This window comes from Pantoea sp. (assembly GCF_032114055.1).
Taxonomy (GTDB): domain Bacteria; phylum Pseudomonadota; class Gammaproteobacteria; order Enterobacterales; family Enterobacteriaceae; genus Pantoea.
Map to the genome: position 1 here is coordinate 87586 of NZ_DAMCTB010000011.1, position 20118 is coordinate 107703.

A 20118-nucleotide genomic window follows, 5' to 3' on the forward strand; every position below is an offset into this window, starting at 1 on the left:
AAACCATGGCTCAAGGCACGCTTTATATTGTTTCTGCCCCCAGCGGCGCAGGTAAATCCAGCCTGATTCAGGCACTGTTAAAGACCCAGCCGTTGTATGACACGCAGGTCTCTGTTTCGCACACGACACGCGGTATGCGTCCGGGTGAAGTCCATGGCGAACATTACTTTTTTGTTGAGAAGCATGAATTTGAGCAGATGATCGCGGAAGATGCCTTCCTCGAACATGCCCGGGTTTTCGATAACTATTACGGAACCTCGCGCCATGCGATTGAGCAGGTGCTGGCAACCGGCGTTGATGTTTTTCTTGATATTGACTGGCAGGGCGCGCAGCAGATTCGCGCCAGAATGCCTGGCGCACGCAGTATCTTCGTTTTGCCGCCGTCGAAAGATGAGCTCGACCGCCGTCTGCGCGGTCGTGGTCAGGACAGCGAGGACGTCATCACCCGTCGTATGGCCCAGGCCGTCGCGGAAATGAGCCACTACGCCGAATATGACTATTTAATTGTGAATGATGATTTTGATCTGGCACTCTCCGATCTGAAAACCATTATTCGCGCCGAACGTCTGCGTATGGCGCGCCAGAAGGCGCGTCACGATGCTTTAATCAGCAAACTGTTGGCAGTCTGAATACAGTTTCAGTATGATGCGCAGTCATTTCTTCATCTGTGGAGTAGCACACCTATGGCACGCGTAACCGTTCAGGACGCAGTAGAAAAAGTTGGTAATCGTTTTGACCTGGTGTTGGTCGCTGCACGTCGTGCACGTCAGATGCAGGTTGGCGGCAAAGATCCGCTGGTTCCGGAAGAGAACGACAAGCCGACCGTTATCGCCCTGCGCGAAATCGAAGAAGGTCTGGTCACCAATCAGATTTTAGATGTGCGTGATCGTCAGGAACAGCAAGAGCAGGAAGCCGCTGAGTTACAGGCCGTTACCGCTATCGCTGAAGGTCGTCGTTAACAGCTACCTGCAGGTCGCCCTTGTATCTGTTTGAAAGTCTCAATCAGCTGATTGAAAAATACTTGCCAGAGGAGCAGATCAAGCGCCTCCAGCAAGCCTACCTTGTCGCACGTGATGCTCACGAGGGACAGACACGCTCCAGCGGTGAGCCTTATATCACCCATCCGGTTGCCGTGGCCTGTATTCTGGCGGAGATGAAGCTCGACCATGAAACCCTCATGGCCGCGCTGCTGCATGACGTGATTGAAGATACCCCCGCGACTTATCAGGACATGGAACAGTTGTTCGGTAAAAGCGTGGCGGAGCTGGTCGAAGGCGTTTCCAAGCTGGATAAGCTGAAATTCCGCGACAAGAAAGAGGCGCAGGCAGAAAACTTCCGCAAGATGATTATGGCGATGGTGCAGGATATCCGCGTCATTCTCATCAAGCTGGCTGACCGCACCCACAACATGCGCACCCTGGGTTCGTTACGCCCGGACAAACGTCGCCGCATCGCGCTGGAAACGTTAGAGATTTACAGTCCGCTGGCGCATCGCCTGGGTATTCATCATCTTAAAACGGAGCTGGAAGAGCTCGGTTTTGAGGCTCTCTACCCGAATCGCTATCGGGTGATTAAAGAGGTGGTGAAAGCCGCACGCGGTAACCGTAAAGAGATGATCCAGAAGATTCTTTCTGAGATCGATGGTCGTTTGCAGGAAGCGGGCATCCCCTGCCGCGTCAGCGGTCGCGAGAAACATCTTTACTCGATCTACCGCAAAATGACGCTGAAAGAGCAGCGTTTTCACTCGATTATGGATATCTATGCCTTTCGCGTCATCGTGAAAGATCTGGATACCTGCTATCGTGTTCTGGGCCAGATGCACAGCCTCTATAAGCCGCGCCCGGGCCGCGTCAAAGATTACATCGCCATTCCTAAAGCCAACGGCTATCAATCCCTCCATACCTCCATGATCGGCCCGCATGGCGTGCCGGTTGAAGTGCAGATTCGCACCGAGGATATGGATCAGATGGCGGAAATGGGGGTCGCTGCGCACTGGGCATATAAACAGGCGGGCGAAAGTGGCACCACCGCACAGATCCGTGCTCAGCGCTGGCTGCAGAGCCTGCTGGAGCTGCAGCAAAGTGCGGGCAGTTCGTTTGAATTCATCGAAAGCGTGAAGTCCGATCTTTTCCCGGATGAGATCTATGTCTTTACGCCAGAAGGCCGCATTGTGGAGCTGCCAACCGGTGCGACGCCAGTGGACTTCGCCTATGCGGTTCACACCGATATCGGTCATGCCTGTGTTGGCGCACGCGTTGACCGCCAGCCCTATCCGCTGTCGCAACCCCTGACCAGCGGTCAGACGATTGAGATCATCACTGCGCCAGGCGCCCGTCCTAACGCCGCCTGGCTCAACTTCGTCGTCAGCTCAAAAGCGCGCGCTAAAATTCGCCAGTTGCTGAAAAACCTTAAACGTGAGGACTCGGTGAATCTGGGTCGTCGCCTGCTCAGTCATGCGCTGGGCGGCAGCCGTAAACTGGCAGAGATCCCGGCTGAAAATATCCGCCAGGAGCTGGACCGCATGAAGCTGACCTCGCTTGACGATCTGCTGGCGGAAATTGGCCTGGGCAATGCGATGAGCGTGGTGGTGGCGAAGAACCTGCTACAGGCTGACAGTAAGACGATCAGCAGTAGCAGCAAGCGCGGAAAACTGCCGATTAAAGGTGCAGATGGCGTATTGATTACCTTTGCCAAATGCTGCCGACCCATTCCTGGTGACCCGATTGTCGCCCACGTCAGCCCCGGTAAAGGGCTGGTCGTGCACCATGAGTCGTGCCGGAACATTCGCGGTTACCAGAAAGAGCCTGAAAAATTCATGCCGGTCGAATGGGATAAAGTCACCGAGCAGGAGTTCGTGGCGGAAATCAAAGTCGACATGTTTAACCATCAGGGCGCGCTGGCGAACCTGACGGCAGCGATCAATACGGCAGGTTCCAATATTCAGAGCCTGAGTACCGAAGAGCGTGATGGCCGCGTTTACAGTGCCTTTATCCGCCTGACCGCCCGCGACCGCGTCCACCTGGCGAATATCATGCGCAAAATCCGCGTGATGCCGGATGTGATCAAAGTTCACCGTAACCGTAATTAGTACATGAACGATCAACGCTTCGCCCGGATACAGACGATGCTGGCCCTGCGCCAGCACGATCTTACGGTCTGCATGGAGAAGGTGCATAAGCCGCACAACGTTTCCGCCGTGATCCGCACCGCTGATGCCGTTGGCATCCATGAAGTGCATGCGGTCTGGCCGAGTGAGCGGATGCGCACCCAGGCTTCTGCGTCAGCCGGCAGCAACAGCTGGGTTAAGGTCGTTACCCATCCCACGATTGGCGATGCCGTTAATCAGCTCCGGCAGCAGAAGATGCAGGTGTTAGCTACCCATCTCTCTGCGGATGCCGTGGATTTTCGCGAGATCGACTACACCCTGCCGACCTGCATCCTGATGGGCCAGGAAAAAACCGGTATCACCGAGGAAGCCCTGGCGCTGGCCGACAGGCAGATCGTGATCCCAATGGTGGGCATGGTGCAGTCACTGAATGTCTCCGTCGCCTGTGCGCTTATCCTCTATGAAGCCCAGCGGCAGCGTCAGAATGCGGGACTCTACCTGCGCGACCACAGTCTGCTGGATGACGAGGAGCAGCAGCGCCTGCTGTTTGAAGGCGGCTTCCCGGTACTGGCAAGAGTCGCAAAACAGAAAGGCTTACCCTATCCGCGCATCAATACGCAGGGCGAAATCGACGCCGATCCCAGCTGGTGGGCGACCATGCAGTCAACCGGTAAAAAAAGATGAAAGGCCGTCTGCTGGATGCCATCCCGCTCAGTACCCTGACCGGCGTCGGTGCCAGCCAGGCAGCAAAACTGGCCAGAATTGGCCTGCACACCATTCAGGACCTTCTGCTTCACCTCCCGCTGCGTTACGAAGACCGCACCCAGCTCTATGCGATTGACGATCTGCTGCCCGGCATCTGGGCTACCGTAGAAGGCGAAGTGCTGCACACCGACATCACCTTTGGCCGTCGCCGGATGATGGTCTGTCAGATCAGCGATGGCAGCGGCGTGCTGACAATGCGCTTCTTTAATTTCAATGCAGGCATGAAGAACGCGCTCTCGCCAGGCCGTCGCGTCACCGCCTATGGCGAAATTAAACGCGGTCAGCGTGGCGCAGAGATTATTCACCCGGAATACCGCATTCAGGGCGAACAGAGCAATGTGACGCTGGAAGAGACCCTGACGCCGGTCTATCCCACTACCGAAGGCATCCGTCAGGCCACGCTGCGTAATCTCACCGATCAGGCGCTGACGCTGCTGGAGAGCTGCCCGATTGCCGAGCTGCTGCCACAGGAGCTGAGCAGCGGATTGATCAGCCTGCCCGAGGCGCTCCGCACGCTGCATCGTCCCCCACCCGATCTCAGGCTTAGCGAGCTGGAAAGTGGCCGTCATCCGGCTCAGCGCCGGTTGATTCTGGAAGAGCTGCTGGCCCACAACCTCAGCATGCTGGCGGTACGCGCCGGTGCTCAGCGCTACTACGCGTTACCGATGCCGCCACGGCACACGCTCAGCGATCAGCTGCTGGCCGCGCTGCCCTTCTCACCCACTCGCGCCCAGGCGCGCGTGGTGACGGAGATAGAGAAGGATCTGGCTAACGATTTTCCGATGATGCGGCTGGTGCAGGGTGATGTCGGCTCCGGCAAAACCCTGGTTGCGGCCCTTGCTGCGCTGAATGTGATCGCACACGGCAGGCAGGTCGCGCTGATGGCGCCGACCGAGCTGCTGGCTGAACAGCACGCCAGTAACTTCCGTCAGTGGTTTGCGCCGCTGGGCATTGAAGTCGGCTGGCTGGCTGGTAAACAGAAAGGCAAAGCCCGCCTGGCGCAGCAGGAAGCGATAGCCAGTGGTCAGATGGCGATGGTGGTCGGTACGCATGCGCTGTTCCAGGAGCAGGTCCGGTTCAGCGGTCTGGCGCTGGTCATTATTGATGAGCAGCACCGGTTTGGCGTCCACCAGCGACTGGCGCTGTGGGAAAAGGGCGAAGAGCAGGGCTTTCATCCGCATCAGCTGATCATGACCGCCACCCCGATCCCGCGCACCCTGGCGATGACCGCCTATGCCGATCTGGATACCTCCACCATCGACGAGCTGCCGCCGGGACGTACCCCGGTGACCACGGTGGCTATCCCCGAATCCCGGCGTGATGAGATCGTGGCGCGGGTTGAGCACGCCTGCCGCGAAGGACGTCAGGCCTACTGGGTCTGCACCCTGATTGAAGAGTCAGATCTGCTGGAAGCCCAGGCCGCAGAAGCGAGCTGGGAATCGCTGAAAACGGCGCTGCCTGGCTTAAACATCGGGCTGGTGCATGGCCGGATGAAACCGGCAGAGAAACAGGCTGTCATGCAGGCGTTCAAAGCTAATGAGCTGCAGCTTCTGGTCGCCACCACCGTCATAGAAGTGGGCGTGGATGTGCCTAACGCCAGCCTGATGATCATTGAAAACCCGGAGCGGTTAGGGCTGGCGCAGCTGCATCAGCTGCGGGGACGGGTTGGTCGCGGTGCGGTGGCCTCCCACTGCGTACTGCTCTACAAAGCGCCCCTGAGCAAGACGGCGCAGAAGCGTCTGCAGGTGCTGCGCGACAGCAATGATGGCTTCGTGATTGCCCAGTTCGACCTGGAGATCCGCGGGCCTGGTGAGCTGCTGGGCACGCGCCAGACCGGAAACGCCGAATTTAAAGTGGCTGATCTGTTGCGCGATCAGGCGATGGTGCCGGAGGTGCAGCGCGTGGCGCGCCATATCCATCAACACTATCCTGAACAGGCCAGCGCCCTGATTGAACGCTGGCTGCCAGAGAATACCCGTTACACTAACGTCTGAGCCAGATCCCGCTGTTGCGGCCGGTTTATCCCTGTGGGCAAACGATTGCTTTTAGCCTCCGGATGATTACAATCGCCACACATTTTTTCGGGAAGAACAGAAGATGTCCATCACTCCGCAGCCAGATCCGTCCTCCACCAGACACAGCGAACTGATTTACCGTCTCGAAGATCGTCCACCGCTGCCGCAGACGCTGTTTGCCGCCGGTCAGCATCTGCTGGCGATGTTCGTTGCGGTGATTACACCCGCGATTCTGATTTGTCAGGCGCTGGGCCTGCCCGCAGAGGATACCCGTCATGTGATCAGCATGTCGCTGTTTGCCTCGGGCGTCGCCTCGCTGCTGCAAATCAAAACCTGGGGACCCGTCGGCTCGGGCCTGCTGTCGATTCAGGGCACCAGCTTTAACTTTGTGACGCCGTTGATTATGGGCGGGATGGCACTGAAAAATGGCGGGGCTGATGTGCCCACCATGATGGCGGCCCTGTTTGGCACGCTGATGGTCGCCTCCTGTACCGAAATGGTGTTGTCGCGCGTGTTGCATCTGGCGCGCCGGATTATTACGCCGCTGGTTTCCGGTATTGTCGTGATGATTATTGGCCTGTCGCTGATTCAGGTGGGGTTAACCTCAATCGGTGGCGGCTTTGCTGCCATGAACGACCACACCTTCGGTGCACCAAAAAATCTGATGCTGGCGGGTGCCGTGCTGCTGGTGATTGTGCTGCTTAACCGGCAGAAAAATCCCTACCTGCGTGTGGCCTCGCTGGTGATTGCGATGGCGGTGGGTTATCTGCTGGCCTGGGCGATGGAGATGCTGCCTGCGGCGGGTATACCGGCCAGTCAGCCGCTGATTGTGGTACCTGCTCCGCTTTACTATGGCCTGGGCTTTGACTGGAATCTGCTTATCCCGCTGATGCTGGTGTTTATGGTGACCTCCCTGGAAACCATCGGCGATATCACTGCGACCTCCGATGTCTCAGAGCAGCCGGTCAGTGGCCCGCTTTATATGAAACGCCTGAAAGGGGGCGTGCTGGCAAATGGTCTTAACTCCTTTGTTTCCGCGCTGTTCAACACCTTCCCCAACTCCTGTTTCGGACAGAATAACGGCGTGATTCAGCTGACCGGCGTGGCCAGCCGCTATGTGGGCTTTGTGGTGGCGCTGATGCTGATTGTGCTGGGGCTGTTCCCGGCGGTCAGCGGGCTGGTGCAGATGATCCCAGAACCGGTGCTCGGCGGCGCTACCATCGTGATGTTCGGCACTATCGCCGCGTCGGGGGTGCGCATCGTCTCACGCGAACCGCTTAACCGTCGCGCCATCATGATTATTGCGCTATCACTGGCGGTGGGCCTGGGCGTTTCTCAGCAGCCGCTGATCCTGCAGTTTGCACCTGACTGGCTGAAAACCCTGCTCTCTTCCGGGATCGCGGCGGGCGGTATTACCGCGATCGTCCTCAACCTGATTTTCCCGCAGGAGAAGTAAGGCCACGGGCAGGCTTCGGCCTGCCTGCTAATTATTCGGATTTACATCCAGGCTGTTGAGCTGTAACGGGAATTCAGGCATAACAACCTCTCGCCGGATTTAACTCGGGAAGGATGCAATGAAATTTCTTGGAAAGTTTTTCCTCACCCTGCTTTTACTGCTGCTGTTCACCCTGGTGGTGATCTATGTTCTGCTGCAGACACAATGGGGTGCAGGCTGGTTCAGCCGTTGGGTAAGCGACAAAACTGAATGGCATCTCTCCCTGAGTAAAATTGAACACAATTTCTCCTCTCCCTCTCATATCATTCTGGATAACTTCAGTTTTGGTCACGACGGGCAGCCTGCGGTGCTGGTCGCCAGACGGGTCGATCTGGGCCTGGCGCTGATTCAGTTCAGCGATCCGCTGCACTTCAGCAGCCTCGAACTGCGCGACGGCGAGGTGAATCTGGCCAATCTGACGGCAGGCAGCGCACTGCCGATTCAGGCCGATCGTCTGCAACTCAATAATATGCGCCTCGACAGCCCCAACACCGCACTGCCGTTGTTTGCCCGCCAGGTGAATGGCGGCATCATGCCGTGGAAGCCTGTTGCGCTGGATATGCTGGGCCGCGATGCCCGCTTCCAGATGAGCGCGGGCAGCATGACGCTGAATGAGGTGCCGGCTGAAAACGTCCTGATTCAGGGCAGCGTTTCCCAGGGCCGGATGCGCATCGACAATATGGGGGCTGACCTGGCGCGCGGCTCCATGACCGGTAACGGTGAACGCGATGCCCTGGGCAACTGGAAAGTGAATCAGCTGCGCCTGAATGACATTCGTCTGCAGACCGCCAGCAGTCTGAAAGATTTCCTGCATAAGTTACAGGTTGCCCCCTCGATTGCCATTACACGACTCGACCTGACCGATGCCCGTCTGCAGGGGCCCGACTGGGCGGTAACGGATCTTGATCTGACGCTGAGAAACGTGAACTGGCAGAACGATGACTGGCAGAGCAACGATGGTTCGCTGGCGCTGAATGCCAGCAACTTTATCAACGGCGGATTTGAGCTGAACGATCCTATTGTCAACCTGGATTTCTCCCCGCAGGGTGTGGCACTGACCCAGTTCAGTTCACGCTGGGTGAACGGGGTGATCCGGGCTGACGGTGAGTGGTCACGCAGCGATAAGCGTCTGACGCTGAAAAACCTGGCGGTCGCCGGACTGGAATATACCCTGCCGCAGGACTGGCGCGACCGCTGGCAGGCAACGCTGCCCGACTGGCTGGAGAGTGTTGAGGTGACGCGCTTCACCTCGAACCGTAACCTGATCATCGATATTAATCCGGCGTTCCCCTTCCAGCTGACTTCGCTGGATGGCACCGGTGAAAACCTGCGGCTGGCGCAGCAGCATCAGTGGGGGATATGGTCAGGTAAGCTCAGTCTGAATGCGGCCGAGTCGACCTTTAACCGCACCGACCTGCGTCATCCGTCGATTGCGCTGAGTGCCGATGCGCAGCAGATTCAGGTGACGGAGCTGAGTGCGTTCAGTAATAAAGGCCTGCTGGAAGGTACCGCTACCGTAGGCCAGCAGCCTGCCCGGCCGCTGACGCTGCAGCTGACGGGGCGTGCCGTGCCGGTCAATGTATTGCAGAACTGGGGATGGCCAGCGTTGCCGTTAACCGGTGACAGTAATATGCAGTTGCAGCTGCGCGCGGCACTTGCCGCAGGTCAGCCACTGCGTCCATCGGTTAATGGCACGTTATCTGTGGTCACCGACAGTCAGCAGGTGCAGCAGACGATGCAGGCAGGCGAGGTCCGTTAATCCCAGCGGGGCCATATCGCGGCCCCGCTCCTCAGTTAATTCGCGCGCCGGAGCCGCCCTCCTCCAGCGGCCCGTCCGGATCAGCGGGCAGAACGATATAGACCCCTTCAAACACCGCGCCGCGCTCATCGTCGCCAAACAGCTCGACTTCAAGCTGCACGCGCGCTTTACGTCCGCGCGCCAGCCGATCGAGATCGCCGCTTAAGGAACCCAGATCGGCAATGGCGCCAGGACGTCCGCTGATGGGCTGACTGTAGCGAATATGTGCATCTGCCAGAATAATGGTGCCGCCAAGGTGGCGCTCGCGCAGCAGTAACCAGATCAGTCCCCAGCCGGTCAGCGTAGCCAGTGAGAAAAGGCTGCCGGCGAACAGGGTATGATGGGGATTCTGGTTGCCCGCCTCCGGCATGGTGGTGATAAATTTCTGCCCGGTAAACTGCAGGATACGCACACCCATTTTCTCGCTGAGCGGAATATGATCGTACCAGGCCTGTTGCAGCTGACCGCACCAGTCGGCACGATGCAGGATATCATCAAGGGTGACGACCGGTTTGATCATCAGGAAGTGGCGTACCGGCGTGGTCTGCGGCGCGGTAATTTCGCCCTGATTGATATAGCCAAGTTTCGCGAAGAAGGCGACAGCATCCTCGCGGGCGCTGCAGGTTACCCGCTTGGCTCCCTCCTGACGCGCCACGGACTCCAGCGTCATTGCTACCAGCGTGCCCAGCCCCTTCCCCTGCACCGAGGGATGGACAGCCATAAAGCGGATCGCGGCCTCGTTGTCGGCATTGATATAGAGACGGCCAATAGCGACCGGATGTCCCTGTTCGTCCACGACCATCTGATGATGCGCCAGGGCATCCCACGCGTCACGTTCTGAGCCCTGCGGCTGGCGCAGAGGTTTACGTAACATCTCCCAGCGGAACTGATAATAGATATCCAGCTCTTCTGCCGTCTGTGGCACACGAAGGTGATACATATAATGTTTCTCCCGTCCGCAGCTTGCGTGGCCAGAACCATGCCGCTCCGCTTGCGATCTCACACCTGCAACCAGAACGTCACAGGACCATCGTTCACCAGCGAAACCTGCATATCAGCGGCAAAACGACCGTTCGCTGTGGTAACGCCCTGCTGGCGACAGCAGTGGCTGAAGTAATCATACAGACGCGCCGCTTCAGCTGGCTCGGCGCCGCCTGAAAAAGAGGGGCGCATCCCTTTTTGCGTGTCGGCCGCCAGCGTGAACTGCGATACCACCAGTACGCTTCCGCCCGTCTGACGAAGGCTCAGGTTCATTTTGCCCTGTTCGTCACTGAAGATGCGATAGCCCAGTACACGTTCTGCGAGACGTTCCGCACGGGCGTTGTCATCACCCTTTTCCACGCCCAGCAAAACCAGTAGTCCGGTACCAATTTCGCCGACCACATCCTGGTCGACGCTGACGCTGGCTCGCTGCACGCGCTGAATCAATGCAATCATGTTTCCTCGCGTTGTTGTTCTTTGTGCTGCTGTTTCAGCTGCCGGTAGTCGGCTAACGTGACGGTTATCTCCGCGCCCAGCAATACAATACACCAGGTCCAGTAGACCCAGAGAAACAGAATAGGGATCACGGCCAGTACACCGTAGATCAGCTGATAAGAGGGGAACATCGTAACATAGAGCGCGAAGCCCTTTTTCCCCAGCTCAAACAGCGCACCCGCTACCAGCGCACCAATCAGCGCATCGCGCGGCGGTACCCGCTGGGTCGGAACAATGCTGTAGAGCAACCAGAAAGCGAACCACGACAGCAGTAGCGGAAAAATACGCAGCATCTGATCGACCAGACTGGTTACGCCGGTGGCGTTAATCCAGCGCAGCGACAGCAGATAAGAGCTGATCGCCAGGCTGGCACCGGCCAGCAGCGGACCCAGCGTCAGGATCATCCAGTAGACCGCAAAGGAGTAGACCATCGGCCGCTTCTTGTTACTGCGCCAGATGGTGTTTAACGCGGTATCGACTGAATGCATCAGCAGTAAAGCGGTCACAATCAGGCCGATCGCCCCGACCGCCGTCATCCGGTTGACGTTGGCAACAAACTGCTCAAGATAGCGCTGCAGCGTGTTACCTGCAGCAGGCATTAAATTGTTAAAGACAAACTGCTTCAGCTGCACGCTGATATCAGAGAAGACCGGAAACGCGGCAAACAGGGCAAACACCACGGCAATCAGTGGCACCAGCGCCAGCAGTGAGACATACGCCAGATTACCCGCCTGGGTCGTCATGCCGTCTTCGTCAATGCGCTTCCATAACAGCCGGAGCCACAGCCAGAAAGCGTGCAGCCCGGGACGAAATTTACGTAACATCATGAGTCACTGTTAACCTGCAAACCAGTTGGGGACTGTCGAACTGTCAGTCACCAGAACACTTTCAATTCCCAGGGCGCGGGCCGCCTGGATATTATCGGGATTATCATCAAAGAAGACCGCCTGATCGGCCGTTACGCCCTCCGCCGCCAGAACATGCTGGTAAATCCGCGCTTCCGGTTTACGCATACCCAGATCCTGAGACAGATAGAGCTTATCAGCGGCCTGCTGCACATCCGGGTACTGCGTCGGCCAGAACTCACAATGCAGTCTGTTAGTGTTCGAGAGGATCACCACCCGATGCCCCTCCAGCCGCAGCCGGTTCATCAGCGCCAGGGTTTCCGGGCGCACATCCACAAACACCGCCTGCCAGCCCGCCGCGAACTGCTCATAGCTCAGCGCGATTTCCAGTTTTTCACACAGCGCCAGCGCGAAATCTTCATCGCTGATCTCGCCGCGCTCATGCTGTTCAAACGCCTCATCCATACGGAAATGGCTTTGCAGCGACGCCAGCGGCACACGACTCAGATCACTCCAGACACCCAGCACGCGGTTAAAGTCGATATCGATAATCACATTGCCTAAATCAAAGATATACAGCATGGTGTCTCTCCCTTGGTTCCCTGGACTCTTCACTCTAGCGGCAAAAGTGCAGGCTGAACAGGCATCCGCAGAGAGAAAAGCATAAACGCCGGAAGGCGGATAAAACATACGGGAGCACAGAGGAACAGTGCATGGTCCGGCTGAAAAAAGCGGGGCTTCAGGCAAAAAAAAAGCCCCGCAGAGCGGAGCTTTTCTCAGTTAAAGGCGCAATTATGCGTCTTTAGGACCACGTGAAGCACGTTTACGGTCGTTTTCTGTCAGGTGACGTTTACGAATACGCACTGACAGCGGCGTCACTTCTACCAGTTCGTCATCATCGATGAACTCGATAGCCTGTTCGAGCGTCATTTTCTGCGGTGGAACCAGCGTCGTGGCTTCATCTGTACCGGAAGCACGCATGTTGGTCAGCTTCTTACCCGTCAGACAGTTAACGGTCAGGTCGTTAGAACGGCTGTGAATACCGATAATCTGGCCTTCATAGACTTCTGCACCGTGACCCAGGAACAGCTTACCGCGATCCTGCAGACCGAACAGCGCGAACGCAACGGCTTTACCCTGACCGTTAGAGATCAGTACGCCGTTCTGACGCTGGCCGACTTCGCCCTGACGGATGTCATCGTAGTGGCTGAAGGTCGAGTAGAGCAGACCGGTACCGGAAGTCATGGTCATGAATTCGTTACGGAAGCCAATCAGACCACGGCTTGGGATCACGTAGTCAAGACGGACGCGGCCTTTGCCATCCGGATCCATGTTTTTCAGATCGCCTTTACGCTCCCCCATGGCTTGCATAACGGAACCCTGATGCGTCTCTTCGATATCCAGCGTAACGTTTTCGAATGGCTCCTGCTTGCGGCCTTCGAATTCGCGGAAGATAACTTTCGGACGGGATACCGCCAGTTCGAAACCTTCACGACGCATGTTTTCGATCAGTACTGAAAGGTGAAGTTCACCACGACCGGATACGCGGAACGCGTCAGCATCTTCGGTTTCTTCAACGCGCAGTGCCACGTTGTGAACCAGTTCTTTGTTCAGACGCTCAAGGATCTGACGTGACGTCACGTACTTACCTTCTTTACCGCAGAACGGTGAGGTGTTGACGTTGAAGAACATGGTGACGGTTGGCTCATCGACGCTCAGTGCTGGCAGCGCCTGCACATTCTGTGGATCACAGATGGTGTCAGAGATGTTCAGCTCACCCAGACCGGTGATGGCGATGATATCGCCCGCTTCGGCCAGATCGCTGTCGATACGCTCAAGACCCAGGTGAGTCAGGACTTTGCCGACTTTACCGTTACGGGTTTTGCCTTCGCTATCGATGATAGTGACCTGTTGGTTAGGCTTCACTTTACCGCGTTTGATACGGCCGATACCGATCACGCCCAGGTAGTTGTTGTAGTCCAGCTGAGAGATTTGCATCTGCAGTGGCGCTTCAACCTCAACTTTAGGCGGAGAAACGTGGTCGACGATTGCCTGATACAGCGGCGTCATATCGTCAGCCATATCGGTGTGCTCCAGACCCGCAATACCATTCAGCGCAGAGGCGAAAATGATAGGGAAGTCGAGCTGCTCATCGGTCGCATCCAGGTTAACGAACAGGTCGAAGACCTGATCCACCACCCAGTCCGGACGTGCGCCAGGACGGTCTACTTTGTTGATAACCACAATCGGCTTCAGACCATGCGCGAACGCTTTTTTGGTCACGAAGCGGGTTTGCGGCATAGGGCCATCCATCGCATCTACAACCAGCAGCACCGAGTCCACCATGGACATAACGCGCTCAACTTCACCACCGAAGTCGGCGTGTCCAGGGGTATCAACGATATTGATACGGTAGTCATTCCACTTAATAGCGGTGTTTTTTGCGAGGATGGTAATCCCACGCTCTTTCTCCAAATCATTGGAGTCCATCACGCGCTCGGTTGCTTCGGTACGGGCATCAAAAGTACCGGATTGTTGCAGCAGTTTGTCAACCAGGGTGGTCTTTCCATGGTCAACGTGCGCGATGATGGCGATGTTACGCAAATTTTCGATCACAGCTTTGCCTCAGGCATTAGAAATAGCGCGCTATTGTACACGGATTAAGCGGAAGACTGAACACGATCACACTTTTCACTGAAAGTTTATTGCATTGACGCAAATTCGTACTGTTCCCGGTGCAGAAAATGCACTAAGTTGGTTTTCCGCACCAAAATGGTGCCTGTAAATTCGCCTTGAGCACTATTTTGGTGCATTAAAACCATCGTGGTGCAGCGCCTTTATGGCAATAAGGTGCAGCGCAAGGCGATTTAAGCAACATCAAAAAAGTTGGCACAGAATTCGCTTTATCCTGTTAAGCGTAAACGCCAGTCAGATGTCGGTTGAAGAGCGTGCCGGAAGCGATGGAGCAGAAAACAGTTTCACGCTACGCCTTCCGGAAACGACGTTTCCTCGCCATGTAGATAATGAAAGACCATTTCCAGGAGAGTTGAGTATGTCCGCTGAACACGTTCTCTCGATGATGAACGAGCATGAAGTTAAGTTTGTTGACCTGCGTTTTACCGATACCAAAGGTAAAGAACAGCACGTTACGATCCCTGCTCACCAGGTTAACGCTGACTTCTTCGAAGAAGGCAAAATGTTCGATGGTTCCTCTATCGGCGGCTGGAAAGGCATCAACGAATCAGACATGGTGCTGATGCCTGACGCAACCACCGCGGTCATGGATCCTTTCTTCGAAGATTCTACGCTGATCATCCGTTGTGACATTCTCGAGCCAGGCACCATGCAGGGCTATGACCGCGATCCACGCTCCATCGCCAAGCGCGCGGAAGATTTCCTGCGCTCTTCCGGCATCGCGGATACGGTGCTGTTTGGACCAGAACCTGAATTCTTCCTGTTCGATGACATCCGTTTCGGTTCATCCACGTCGGGTTCGCATGTCGCAATCGACGATATCGAAGCCGCATGGAACACCGGTAAAGAGTATGAAGGCGGTAACAAAGGCCATCGTCCAGGTCTGAAAGGCGGCTACTTCCCGGTGCCACCGGTTGACTCATCACAGGACATCCGTTCTGCCATGTGTCTGACTATGGAGCAGATGGGCCTGGTCGTTGAAGCGCATCACCACGAAGTGGCGACCGCGGGTCAGAACGAAGTGGCAACCCGCTTCAACACCATGACCAAGAAAGCGGACGAAATCCAGATCTACAAATATGTCGTTCACAACGTCGCACACGCTTACGGCAAAACCGCGACCTTTATGCCAAAGCCAATGTTTGGCGACAACGGGTCAGGCATGCACTGCCACATGTCCCTTTCTAAAGGTGGCCAGAACCTGTTTGCCGGCGATAAGTACGGCGGCCTGTCTGAAATGGCACTGTTCTACATCGGCGGTATCATCAAACACGCTAAAGCGATCAACGCCCTGGCGAACCCGACCACCAACTCCTACAAGCGTCTGGTTCCGGGTTATGAAGCACCGGTCATGCTGGCTTACTCAGCCCGTAACCGTTCCGCCTCTATCCGTATTCCGGTTGTTGCCAGCCCGAAAGCCCGTCGTATCGAAGCGCGCTTCCCGGACCCAGCGGCTAACCCATACCTGGCGTTCACCGCGCTGCTGATGGCGGGTCTGGATGGCATCATCAACAAGATCCATCCTGGCGATGCAATGGATAAGAACCTGTATGACCTGCCACCGGAAGAAGAAGCTGAGATTCCAAAGGTTGCAGGCTCTCTGGAAGAAGCCCTGAATGCACTGAACGAAGACCGCGAGTTCCTGACCCGTGGCGGTGTGTTCACTGACGAAACCATCGACGCTTACATCGAACTGCGTAAAACAGAGCTGGACCGCGTTCGCATGACGCCACACCCGGTTGAGTTCGAGCTTTACTACAGCGTTTAACTGGTCAGACGTTTTTGTTGCCGTGGAAACTTTTAGCCCATCTTCGGATGGGCTTTTTTCTCCGCGAATTCACCGTTCATTCGCGCCCTTTCCGGCTTAAAGAGTAAAATGCACCTATTTAGTGCAGAGGAACGTGATATGGCAACAGGCTCTCTGCCCGATGCAGGGCAGATTCTCAACGCGTTGATCAACAGTATTCTGCTGGTGGATAACGAGCTGGTTATTCATTACGCCAACCCGGCAGCGCAGCAGCTACTGGCGCAAAGCTCACGCAAACTGTTCGGCACGCCGTTACCGGAGCTCACCGGCTACTTCTCGCTGAATATCGACGTGATGCGCGAGAGTCTTGAGGCTGGCCAGGGTTTTACGGACAGTGAAGTGACGCTGGTGGTGGATGGCCGGGCGCACATTATGTCGTTGACCGCTCAGCGGTTACCTGACGGCTTAATTCTGATGGAAATGGCGCCGATGGATAATCAGCGTCGTCTCAGTCAGGAGCAGCTACAGCACGCTCAGCAGGTGGCCGCCCGCGATCTGGTTCGCGGCCTGGCCCATGAGATTAAAAATCCGCTGGGTGGATTGCGCGGCGCGGCACAGCTCTTATCCCGTGCCCTGCCCGATCCCTCGCTGAACGAATATACCAAAGTGATTATTGAACAGGCGGATCGGCTGCGGAATCTGGTTGACCGTCTGTTAGGACCGCAACAGCCGGGCATGCACATCACCCAGAGCATTCATCAGGTGGCAGAACGCGTGGTCAACCTGGTGTCGATGGAGCTGCCGGAGAATGTCTCGCTGGTGCGGGATTACGATCCCAGCCTGCCCGAACTGCCGCACGACCCTGACCAGATCGAGCAGGTGCTGCTTAACGTAGTCCGCAACGCACTGCAGGCGCTGGGTAGCGAGGGCGGCACGATTATTATCCGCACCCGCACGGCTTTCCAGCTGACGCTGCACGGCACCCGTTATCGCCTGGTAGCACGTATTGATATTGAAGATGATGGCCCCGGCATTCCGGCCCAGCTGCAGGATACGCTGTTTTATCCAATGGTCAGCGGACGTGAAGGCGGCACCGGTTTAGGCCTCTCTATTGCCCGTAGCCTGATTGATCAACATTCAGGAAAAATAGAATTTAACAGTTGGCCAGGACACACCGAATTTTCGGTTTACCTGCCTATTCGCCAGTGAGGTTTCTATGCAACGAGGGATAGTCTGGATCGTCGATGACGATAGCTCCATCCGCTGGGTGCTTGAACGCGCGCTCACTGGAGCCGGTTTGAGCTGTGCGACCTTTGACAGCGCAGGTGAGGTGCTGGATGCCCTCTCGACCAAAACCCCGGACGTTTTACTGTCAGATATTCGCATGCCGGGCATGGATGGCCTGGCGCTGCTGAAACAGATTAAACAGCGTCATCCGATGCTTCCGGTCATCATTATGACGGCGCATTCGGATCTGGATGCTGCCGTCAGCGCCTATCAGCAGGGGGCGTTTGATTATCTGCCTAAACCTTTTGATATCGATGAAGCCGTGGCGCTGGTAGAGCGTGCGATCAGCCACTATCAGGAGCAGCAGCAGCCGCGTAATCAGCCGGTCAGCGGACCCACGACCGATATCATCGGTGAAGCCCCGGCGATGCAGGATGTCTTTCGCATTATCGGACGGTTGTCACGCTCTTCGATCAGCGTCCTGATTAATGGTGAATCCGGGACCGGTAAAGAGCTGGTGGCGCATGCGCTGCATCGCCATAGCCCGCGCGCCAAAGCACCGTTTATCGCGCTGAATATGGCCGCGATCCCTAAAGATTTGATCGAATCTGAGCTGTTTGGTCACGAAAAAGGTGCCTTTACCGGTGCGAACCAGATCCGTCAGGGCCGTTTTGAACAGGCCGATGGCGGCACGCTGTTCCTGGATGAAATCGGTGATATGCCGCTGGATGTTCAGACCCGCCTGCTGCGCGTGCTGGCTGATGGCCAGTTCTATCGCGTCGGCGGCTATGCGCCGGTTAAAGTGGACGTGCGTATTATCGCCGCGACCCACCAGAACCTGGAGCTGCGCGTGCAGGAAGGCAAGTTCCGCGAAGACCTGTTCCATCGTCTTAACGTGATTCGCGTGCATCTGCCTCCTCTGCGTGAGCGTCGTGAGGATATTCCGCGTCTGGCGCGCTATTTCCTGCAGGTTGCCGCCCGGGAACTGGGTGTGGAAGCGAAGATTCTGCATCCGGAAACGGAAACCGCCCTGACCCGACTGCACTGGTCGGGTAACGTGCGCCAGCTGGAGAACACCTGTCGCTGGCTGACGGTGATGGCTGCAGGTCAGGAAGTGCTGATTCAGGATCTGCCCGGCGAGCTGTTCGAGTCGAGCACGCCGGAGAATCCGGTGCAGTCGCTGCCGGACAGCTGGGCCACGCTGCTGGCGCAGTGGGCCGACCGCGCCCTGCGTTCCGGTCATCAGAATCTGCTGTCAGAAGCGCAGCCGGAGATGGAGCGGACGCTGCTGACCACCGCCCTGCGTCATACCCAGGGTCACAAGCAGGAAGCCGCCCGTTTACTGGGCTGGGGACGCAACACGCTGACGCGCAAGCTGAAAGAGCTGGGCATGGAGTAAGGGGTTCAGAATGGGCTGGCGCGACTGCCGGCCCATTTTTTCAGATCACACGAGAGAACTGCTGCTGACGCGCTTTCTGACGCAGATAGCGATCGAAGCACATGCAGATATTACGAATCAGTAACCGGCCAATCTCTGTCACCTTCAGCCCTGTTGCGTCAGATTCCACCAGCCCGTCAGCAATCAGCGGTTTCATCAGCGCCAGATCCTCAGCGAAGTAGTCTCTGAAGCTGATCCCCCACTGCGCTTCTGTGGCAGCAAAATCCAGCGAGAAGTGGCAAATCAGCGTTTTAATCACATCACGCCGCAGGCAATCATCTTTGCTTAAGCTAAGACCGCGCCACAAGCCATTTCCCTGCCGTTCCACACTGTCGTACCAGGTATTCAGGTCTTTCTGGTTCTGCGCATAGCTGTCGCCCATCATGCTGATGGCGGAGACGCCCAGCCCGAGCAGATCGCTATCGCCCTGGGTGGTGTAGCCCTGAAAATTGCGGTGCAGCTGCCCGTTTCGCTGCGCAATGGCCAGTTCATCCTGCGGCTTGGCAAAGTGGTCCATGCCGATAAACTGATAGCCCTGCTGCGTCAGCGTCGCGATAGTCTGCTGCAGAATATCCAGTTTCTGCTGAGCCGATGGCAGTTCATCCTCTTTGATTTTGCGCTGCGCCGCGAACATCGCCGGCAGATGCGCATAGTTAAATACGCTAAGGCGATCCGGACTCAGCGCCAGTACCCGCTCCAGCGTCCAGGCGAAGCTGGCAGGCGTCTGCAGGGGCAGACCATAGATCAGGTCAATGCTGGTCGAGCTGAAGCCCTGCTCGCGGGCCCGCGCCATCAGGCCAAAAATCACCGCTTCATCCTGCACCCGGTTGACGCGCTCCTGCACCGATTTATTGAAATCCTGTACGCCCATACTCAGACGATTGAACCCCAGCGATCGCAGGTGATCGATCATATCCAGCTCAATTTCCCGGGGATCGACCTCGATCGACATCTCAGCCTCGTCGGCTACCCTGAAGTGCTGTTTCAGCAGTGCCACCAGCCGCGAAACCTGCGCCTGGTCGAGAAAGGTGGGCGTGCCTCCGCCCCAGTGAAGCTGCGTAACCTGACGCTGGCGGAACAGCGGCGCGCGCTGAATAATCTCCTGCTCAAGCACATCCAGATAGCGGTCCGCCTTATGGCGCTGACGCGTCACAAGCTTGTTGCAGCCGCAGAAGTAGCAGAGACGATGGCAGAAAGGGATATGAACATAGAGCGACAGCGGGCGATCCGGATAGCGTGCCACGGCGCGCCGGAAGTCGGCTTCTGCGAACTGTTCGCTGAACTCCAGCGCGGTGGGATAAGAGGTGTAGCGTGGACCGGCGTAATTGTACTTTTCAATTAGCGCCCGATCCCGATCGGTCTGCAGCGATGGCATGATCACTCCTTCCGGTGACGTCGTCTGAGAGAAGGTCGCGAAGAAGAAGGGATGAAAGGTGAGCGGGATGAGACCCGACGTAAACGTTGCTTCAGACGCGACAGGCGTCGTAGTTTAAACAATAACCACAGCAGATA

The 20118-nt window shown here is 56.8% G+C and carries 16 protein-coding genes; 10 read left to right on the forward strand and 6 right to left on the reverse strand.

All coding sequences use genetic code 11. From position 1 onward, the window contains the following. Positions 1-5 precede the first annotated feature (5 nt). From gmk to RT657_RS16815, 7 genes are all read left to right on the forward strand, one after another. Positions 6-629, forward strand: a complete 624-nt coding sequence (gene gmk, locus RT657_RS16785) for a guanylate kinase (RefSeq protein ID WP_313655824.1) — start codon at positions 6-8, stop codon at positions 627-629. Positions 630-683: 54 nt separating this feature from the next. Next, a complete protein-coding gene (rpoZ, locus tag RT657_RS16790) occupies positions 684-959 on the forward strand; it encodes a DNA-directed RNA polymerase subunit omega (RefSeq protein WP_003851346.1) in 276 nt (91 codons plus the stop codon). Between the two features lie 20 nt (positions 960-979). Further along, positions 980-3088, forward strand: a complete 2109-nt coding sequence (gene spoT / locus RT657_RS16795; RefSeq protein WP_313655826.1) for a bifunctional GTP diphosphokinase/guanosine-3',5'-bis pyrophosphate 3'-pyrophosphohydrolase — start codon at positions 980-982, stop codon at positions 3086-3088. Between the two features lie 3 nt (positions 3089-3091). Beyond that, positions 3092-3790: a tRNA (guanosine(18)-2'-O)-methyltransferase TrmH gene (trmH, locus tag RT657_RS16800; RefSeq protein WP_313655827.1), complete on the forward strand. Its 699-nt coding sequence runs from the start codon at positions 3092-3094 to the stop codon at positions 3788-3790. Next, entirely contained in the window at positions 3787-5865 is a 2079-nt protein-coding gene (recG, locus tag RT657_RS16805; RefSeq protein ID WP_313655828.1) for an ATP-dependent DNA helicase RecG, read from the forward strand. The genes trmH and recG overlap by 4 nt, the downstream gene beginning before the upstream one ends. Before the next feature lie 103 nt (positions 5866-5968). Beyond that, positions 5969-7342: a uracil-xanthine permease family protein gene (locus tag RT657_RS16810; RefSeq protein WP_313655829.1), complete on the forward strand. Its 1374-nt coding sequence runs from the start codon at positions 5969-5971 to the stop codon at positions 7340-7342. A gap of 118 nt (positions 7343-7460) precedes the next feature. Then, positions 7461-9140: an AsmA family protein gene (locus tag RT657_RS16815; RefSeq protein ID WP_313655831.1), complete on the forward strand. Its 1680-nt coding sequence runs from the start codon at positions 7461-7463 to the stop codon at positions 9138-9140. A 31-nt stretch (positions 9141-9171) separates the two neighbouring features. Here RT657_RS16815 and fabY read toward each other — a convergent pair whose 3' ends face one another. From fabY to typA, 5 genes are all read right to left on the reverse strand, one after another. Continuing rightward, entirely contained in the window at positions 9172-10119 is a 948-nt protein-coding gene (fabY, locus tag RT657_RS16820) for a fatty acid biosynthesis protein FabY (RefSeq protein WP_313655832.1), read from the reverse strand. A 59-nt stretch (positions 10120-10178) separates the two neighbouring features. Then, positions 10179-10616: a D-aminoacyl-tRNA deacylase gene (dtd, locus tag RT657_RS16825; protein ID WP_313655834.1), complete on the reverse strand. Its 438-nt coding sequence runs from the start codon at positions 10614-10616 to the stop codon at positions 10179-10181. Beyond that, positions 10613-11482 (reverse strand): virulence factor BrkB family protein, encoded by an 870-nt coding sequence (locus RT657_RS16830; RefSeq protein WP_313655836.1) that lies wholly within the window; start codon positions 11480-11482, stop codon positions 10613-10615. The genes dtd and RT657_RS16830 overlap by 4 nt, the downstream gene beginning before the upstream one ends. 9 nt (positions 11483-11491) lie before the next feature. Beyond that, positions 11492-12082 carry a glucose-1-phosphatase gene (yihX, locus tag RT657_RS16835; protein WP_313655837.1) on the reverse strand — a complete coding sequence of 197 codons (591 nt, stop codon included), beginning with the start codon at positions 12080-12082 and terminating at the stop codon, positions 11492-11494. Between the two features lie 210 nt (positions 12083-12292). After that, a complete protein-coding gene (typA, locus tag RT657_RS16840) occupies positions 12293-14116 on the reverse strand; it encodes a ribosome-dependent GTPase TypA (protein WP_313655838.1) in 1824 nt (607 codons plus the stop codon). A gap of 436 nt (positions 14117-14552) precedes the next feature. On the opposite strand from typA, the gene glnA reads away from it, so the two are divergent. The 3 genes from glnA to glnG all read left to right on the forward strand — a co-directional run bounded on the left by glnA (position 14553) and on the right by glnG (position 18567). After that, positions 14553-15962 (forward strand): glutamate--ammonia ligase, encoded by a 1410-nt coding sequence (glnA, locus tag RT657_RS16845; RefSeq protein WP_313655839.1) that lies wholly within the window; start codon positions 14553-14555, stop codon positions 15960-15962. Between the two features lie 138 nt (positions 15963-16100). Continuing rightward, a complete protein-coding gene (gene glnL / locus RT657_RS16850) occupies positions 16101-17150 on the forward strand; it encodes a nitrogen regulation protein NR(II) (protein ID WP_313655840.1) in 1050 nt (349 codons plus the stop codon). Positions 17151-17157: 7 nt separating this feature from the next. After that, positions 17158-18567, forward strand: a complete 1410-nt coding sequence (gene glnG / locus RT657_RS16855; RefSeq protein WP_128085010.1) for a nitrogen regulation protein NR(I) — start codon at positions 17158-17160, stop codon at positions 18565-18567. 40 nt (positions 18568-18607) lie between these two features. Here glnG and hemN read toward each other — a convergent pair whose 3' ends face one another. After that, positions 18608-19981 carry an oxygen-independent coproporphyrinogen III oxidase gene (gene hemN / locus RT657_RS16860; protein ID WP_313655842.1) on the reverse strand — a complete coding sequence of 458 codons (1374 nt, stop codon included), beginning with the start codon at positions 19979-19981 and terminating at the stop codon, positions 18608-18610. Positions 19982-20118: the final 137 nt, after the last annotated feature.

Excerpts from the sequence above, each read along its gene's own strand:
- gmk (WP_313655824.1), top strand. The coding sequence starts at position 6 with ATGGCTCAAGGCACGCTTTATATTGTTTCTGCCCCCAGCGGCGCAGGT.
- rpoZ (WP_003851346.1), top strand. The coding sequence starts at position 684 with ATGGCACGCGTAACCGTTCAGGACGCAGTAGAAAAAGTTGGTAATCGT.
- trmH (WP_313655827.1), top strand. The coding sequence starts at position 3,092 with ATGAACGATCAACGCTTCGCCCGGATACAGACGATGCTGGCCCTGCGC.
- recG (WP_313655828.1), top strand. The coding sequence starts at position 3,787 with ATGAAAGGCCGTCTGCTGGATGCCATCCCGCTCAGTACCCTGACCGGC.
- RT657_RS16810 (WP_313655829.1), top strand. The coding sequence starts at position 5,969 with ATGTCCATCACTCCGCAGCCAGATCCGTCCTCCACCAGACACAGCGAA.
- RT657_RS16815 (WP_313655831.1), top strand. The coding sequence starts at position 7,461 with ATGAAATTTCTTGGAAAGTTTTTCCTCACCCTGCTTTTACTGCTGCTG.
- fabY (WP_313655832.1), bottom strand. The coding sequence starts at position 10,119 with ATGTATCACCTTCGTGTGCCACAGACGGCAGAAGAGCTGGATATCTAT.
- dtd (WP_313655834.1), bottom strand. The coding sequence starts at position 10,616 with ATGATTGCATTGATTCAGCGCGTGCAGCGAGCCAGCGTCAGCGTCGAC.
- RT657_RS16830 (WP_313655836.1), bottom strand. The coding sequence starts at position 11,482 with ATGATGTTACGTAAATTTCGTCCCGGGCTGCACGCTTTCTGGCTGTGG.
- yihX (WP_313655837.1), bottom strand. The coding sequence starts at position 12,082 with ATGCTGTATATCTTTGATTTAGGCAATGTGATTATCGATATCGACTTT.
- glnA (WP_313655839.1), top strand. The coding sequence starts at position 14,553 with ATGTCCGCTGAACACGTTCTCTCGATGATGAACGAGCATGAAGTTAAG.
- glnL (WP_313655840.1), top strand. The coding sequence starts at position 16,101 with ATGGCAACAGGCTCTCTGCCCGATGCAGGGCAGATTCTCAACGCGTTG.
- glnG (WP_128085010.1), top strand. The coding sequence starts at position 17,158 with ATGCAACGAGGGATAGTCTGGATCGTCGATGACGATAGCTCCATCCGC.
- hemN (WP_313655842.1), bottom strand. The coding sequence starts at position 19,981 with ATGCCATCGCTGCAGACCGATCGGGATCGGGCGCTAATTGAAAAGTAC.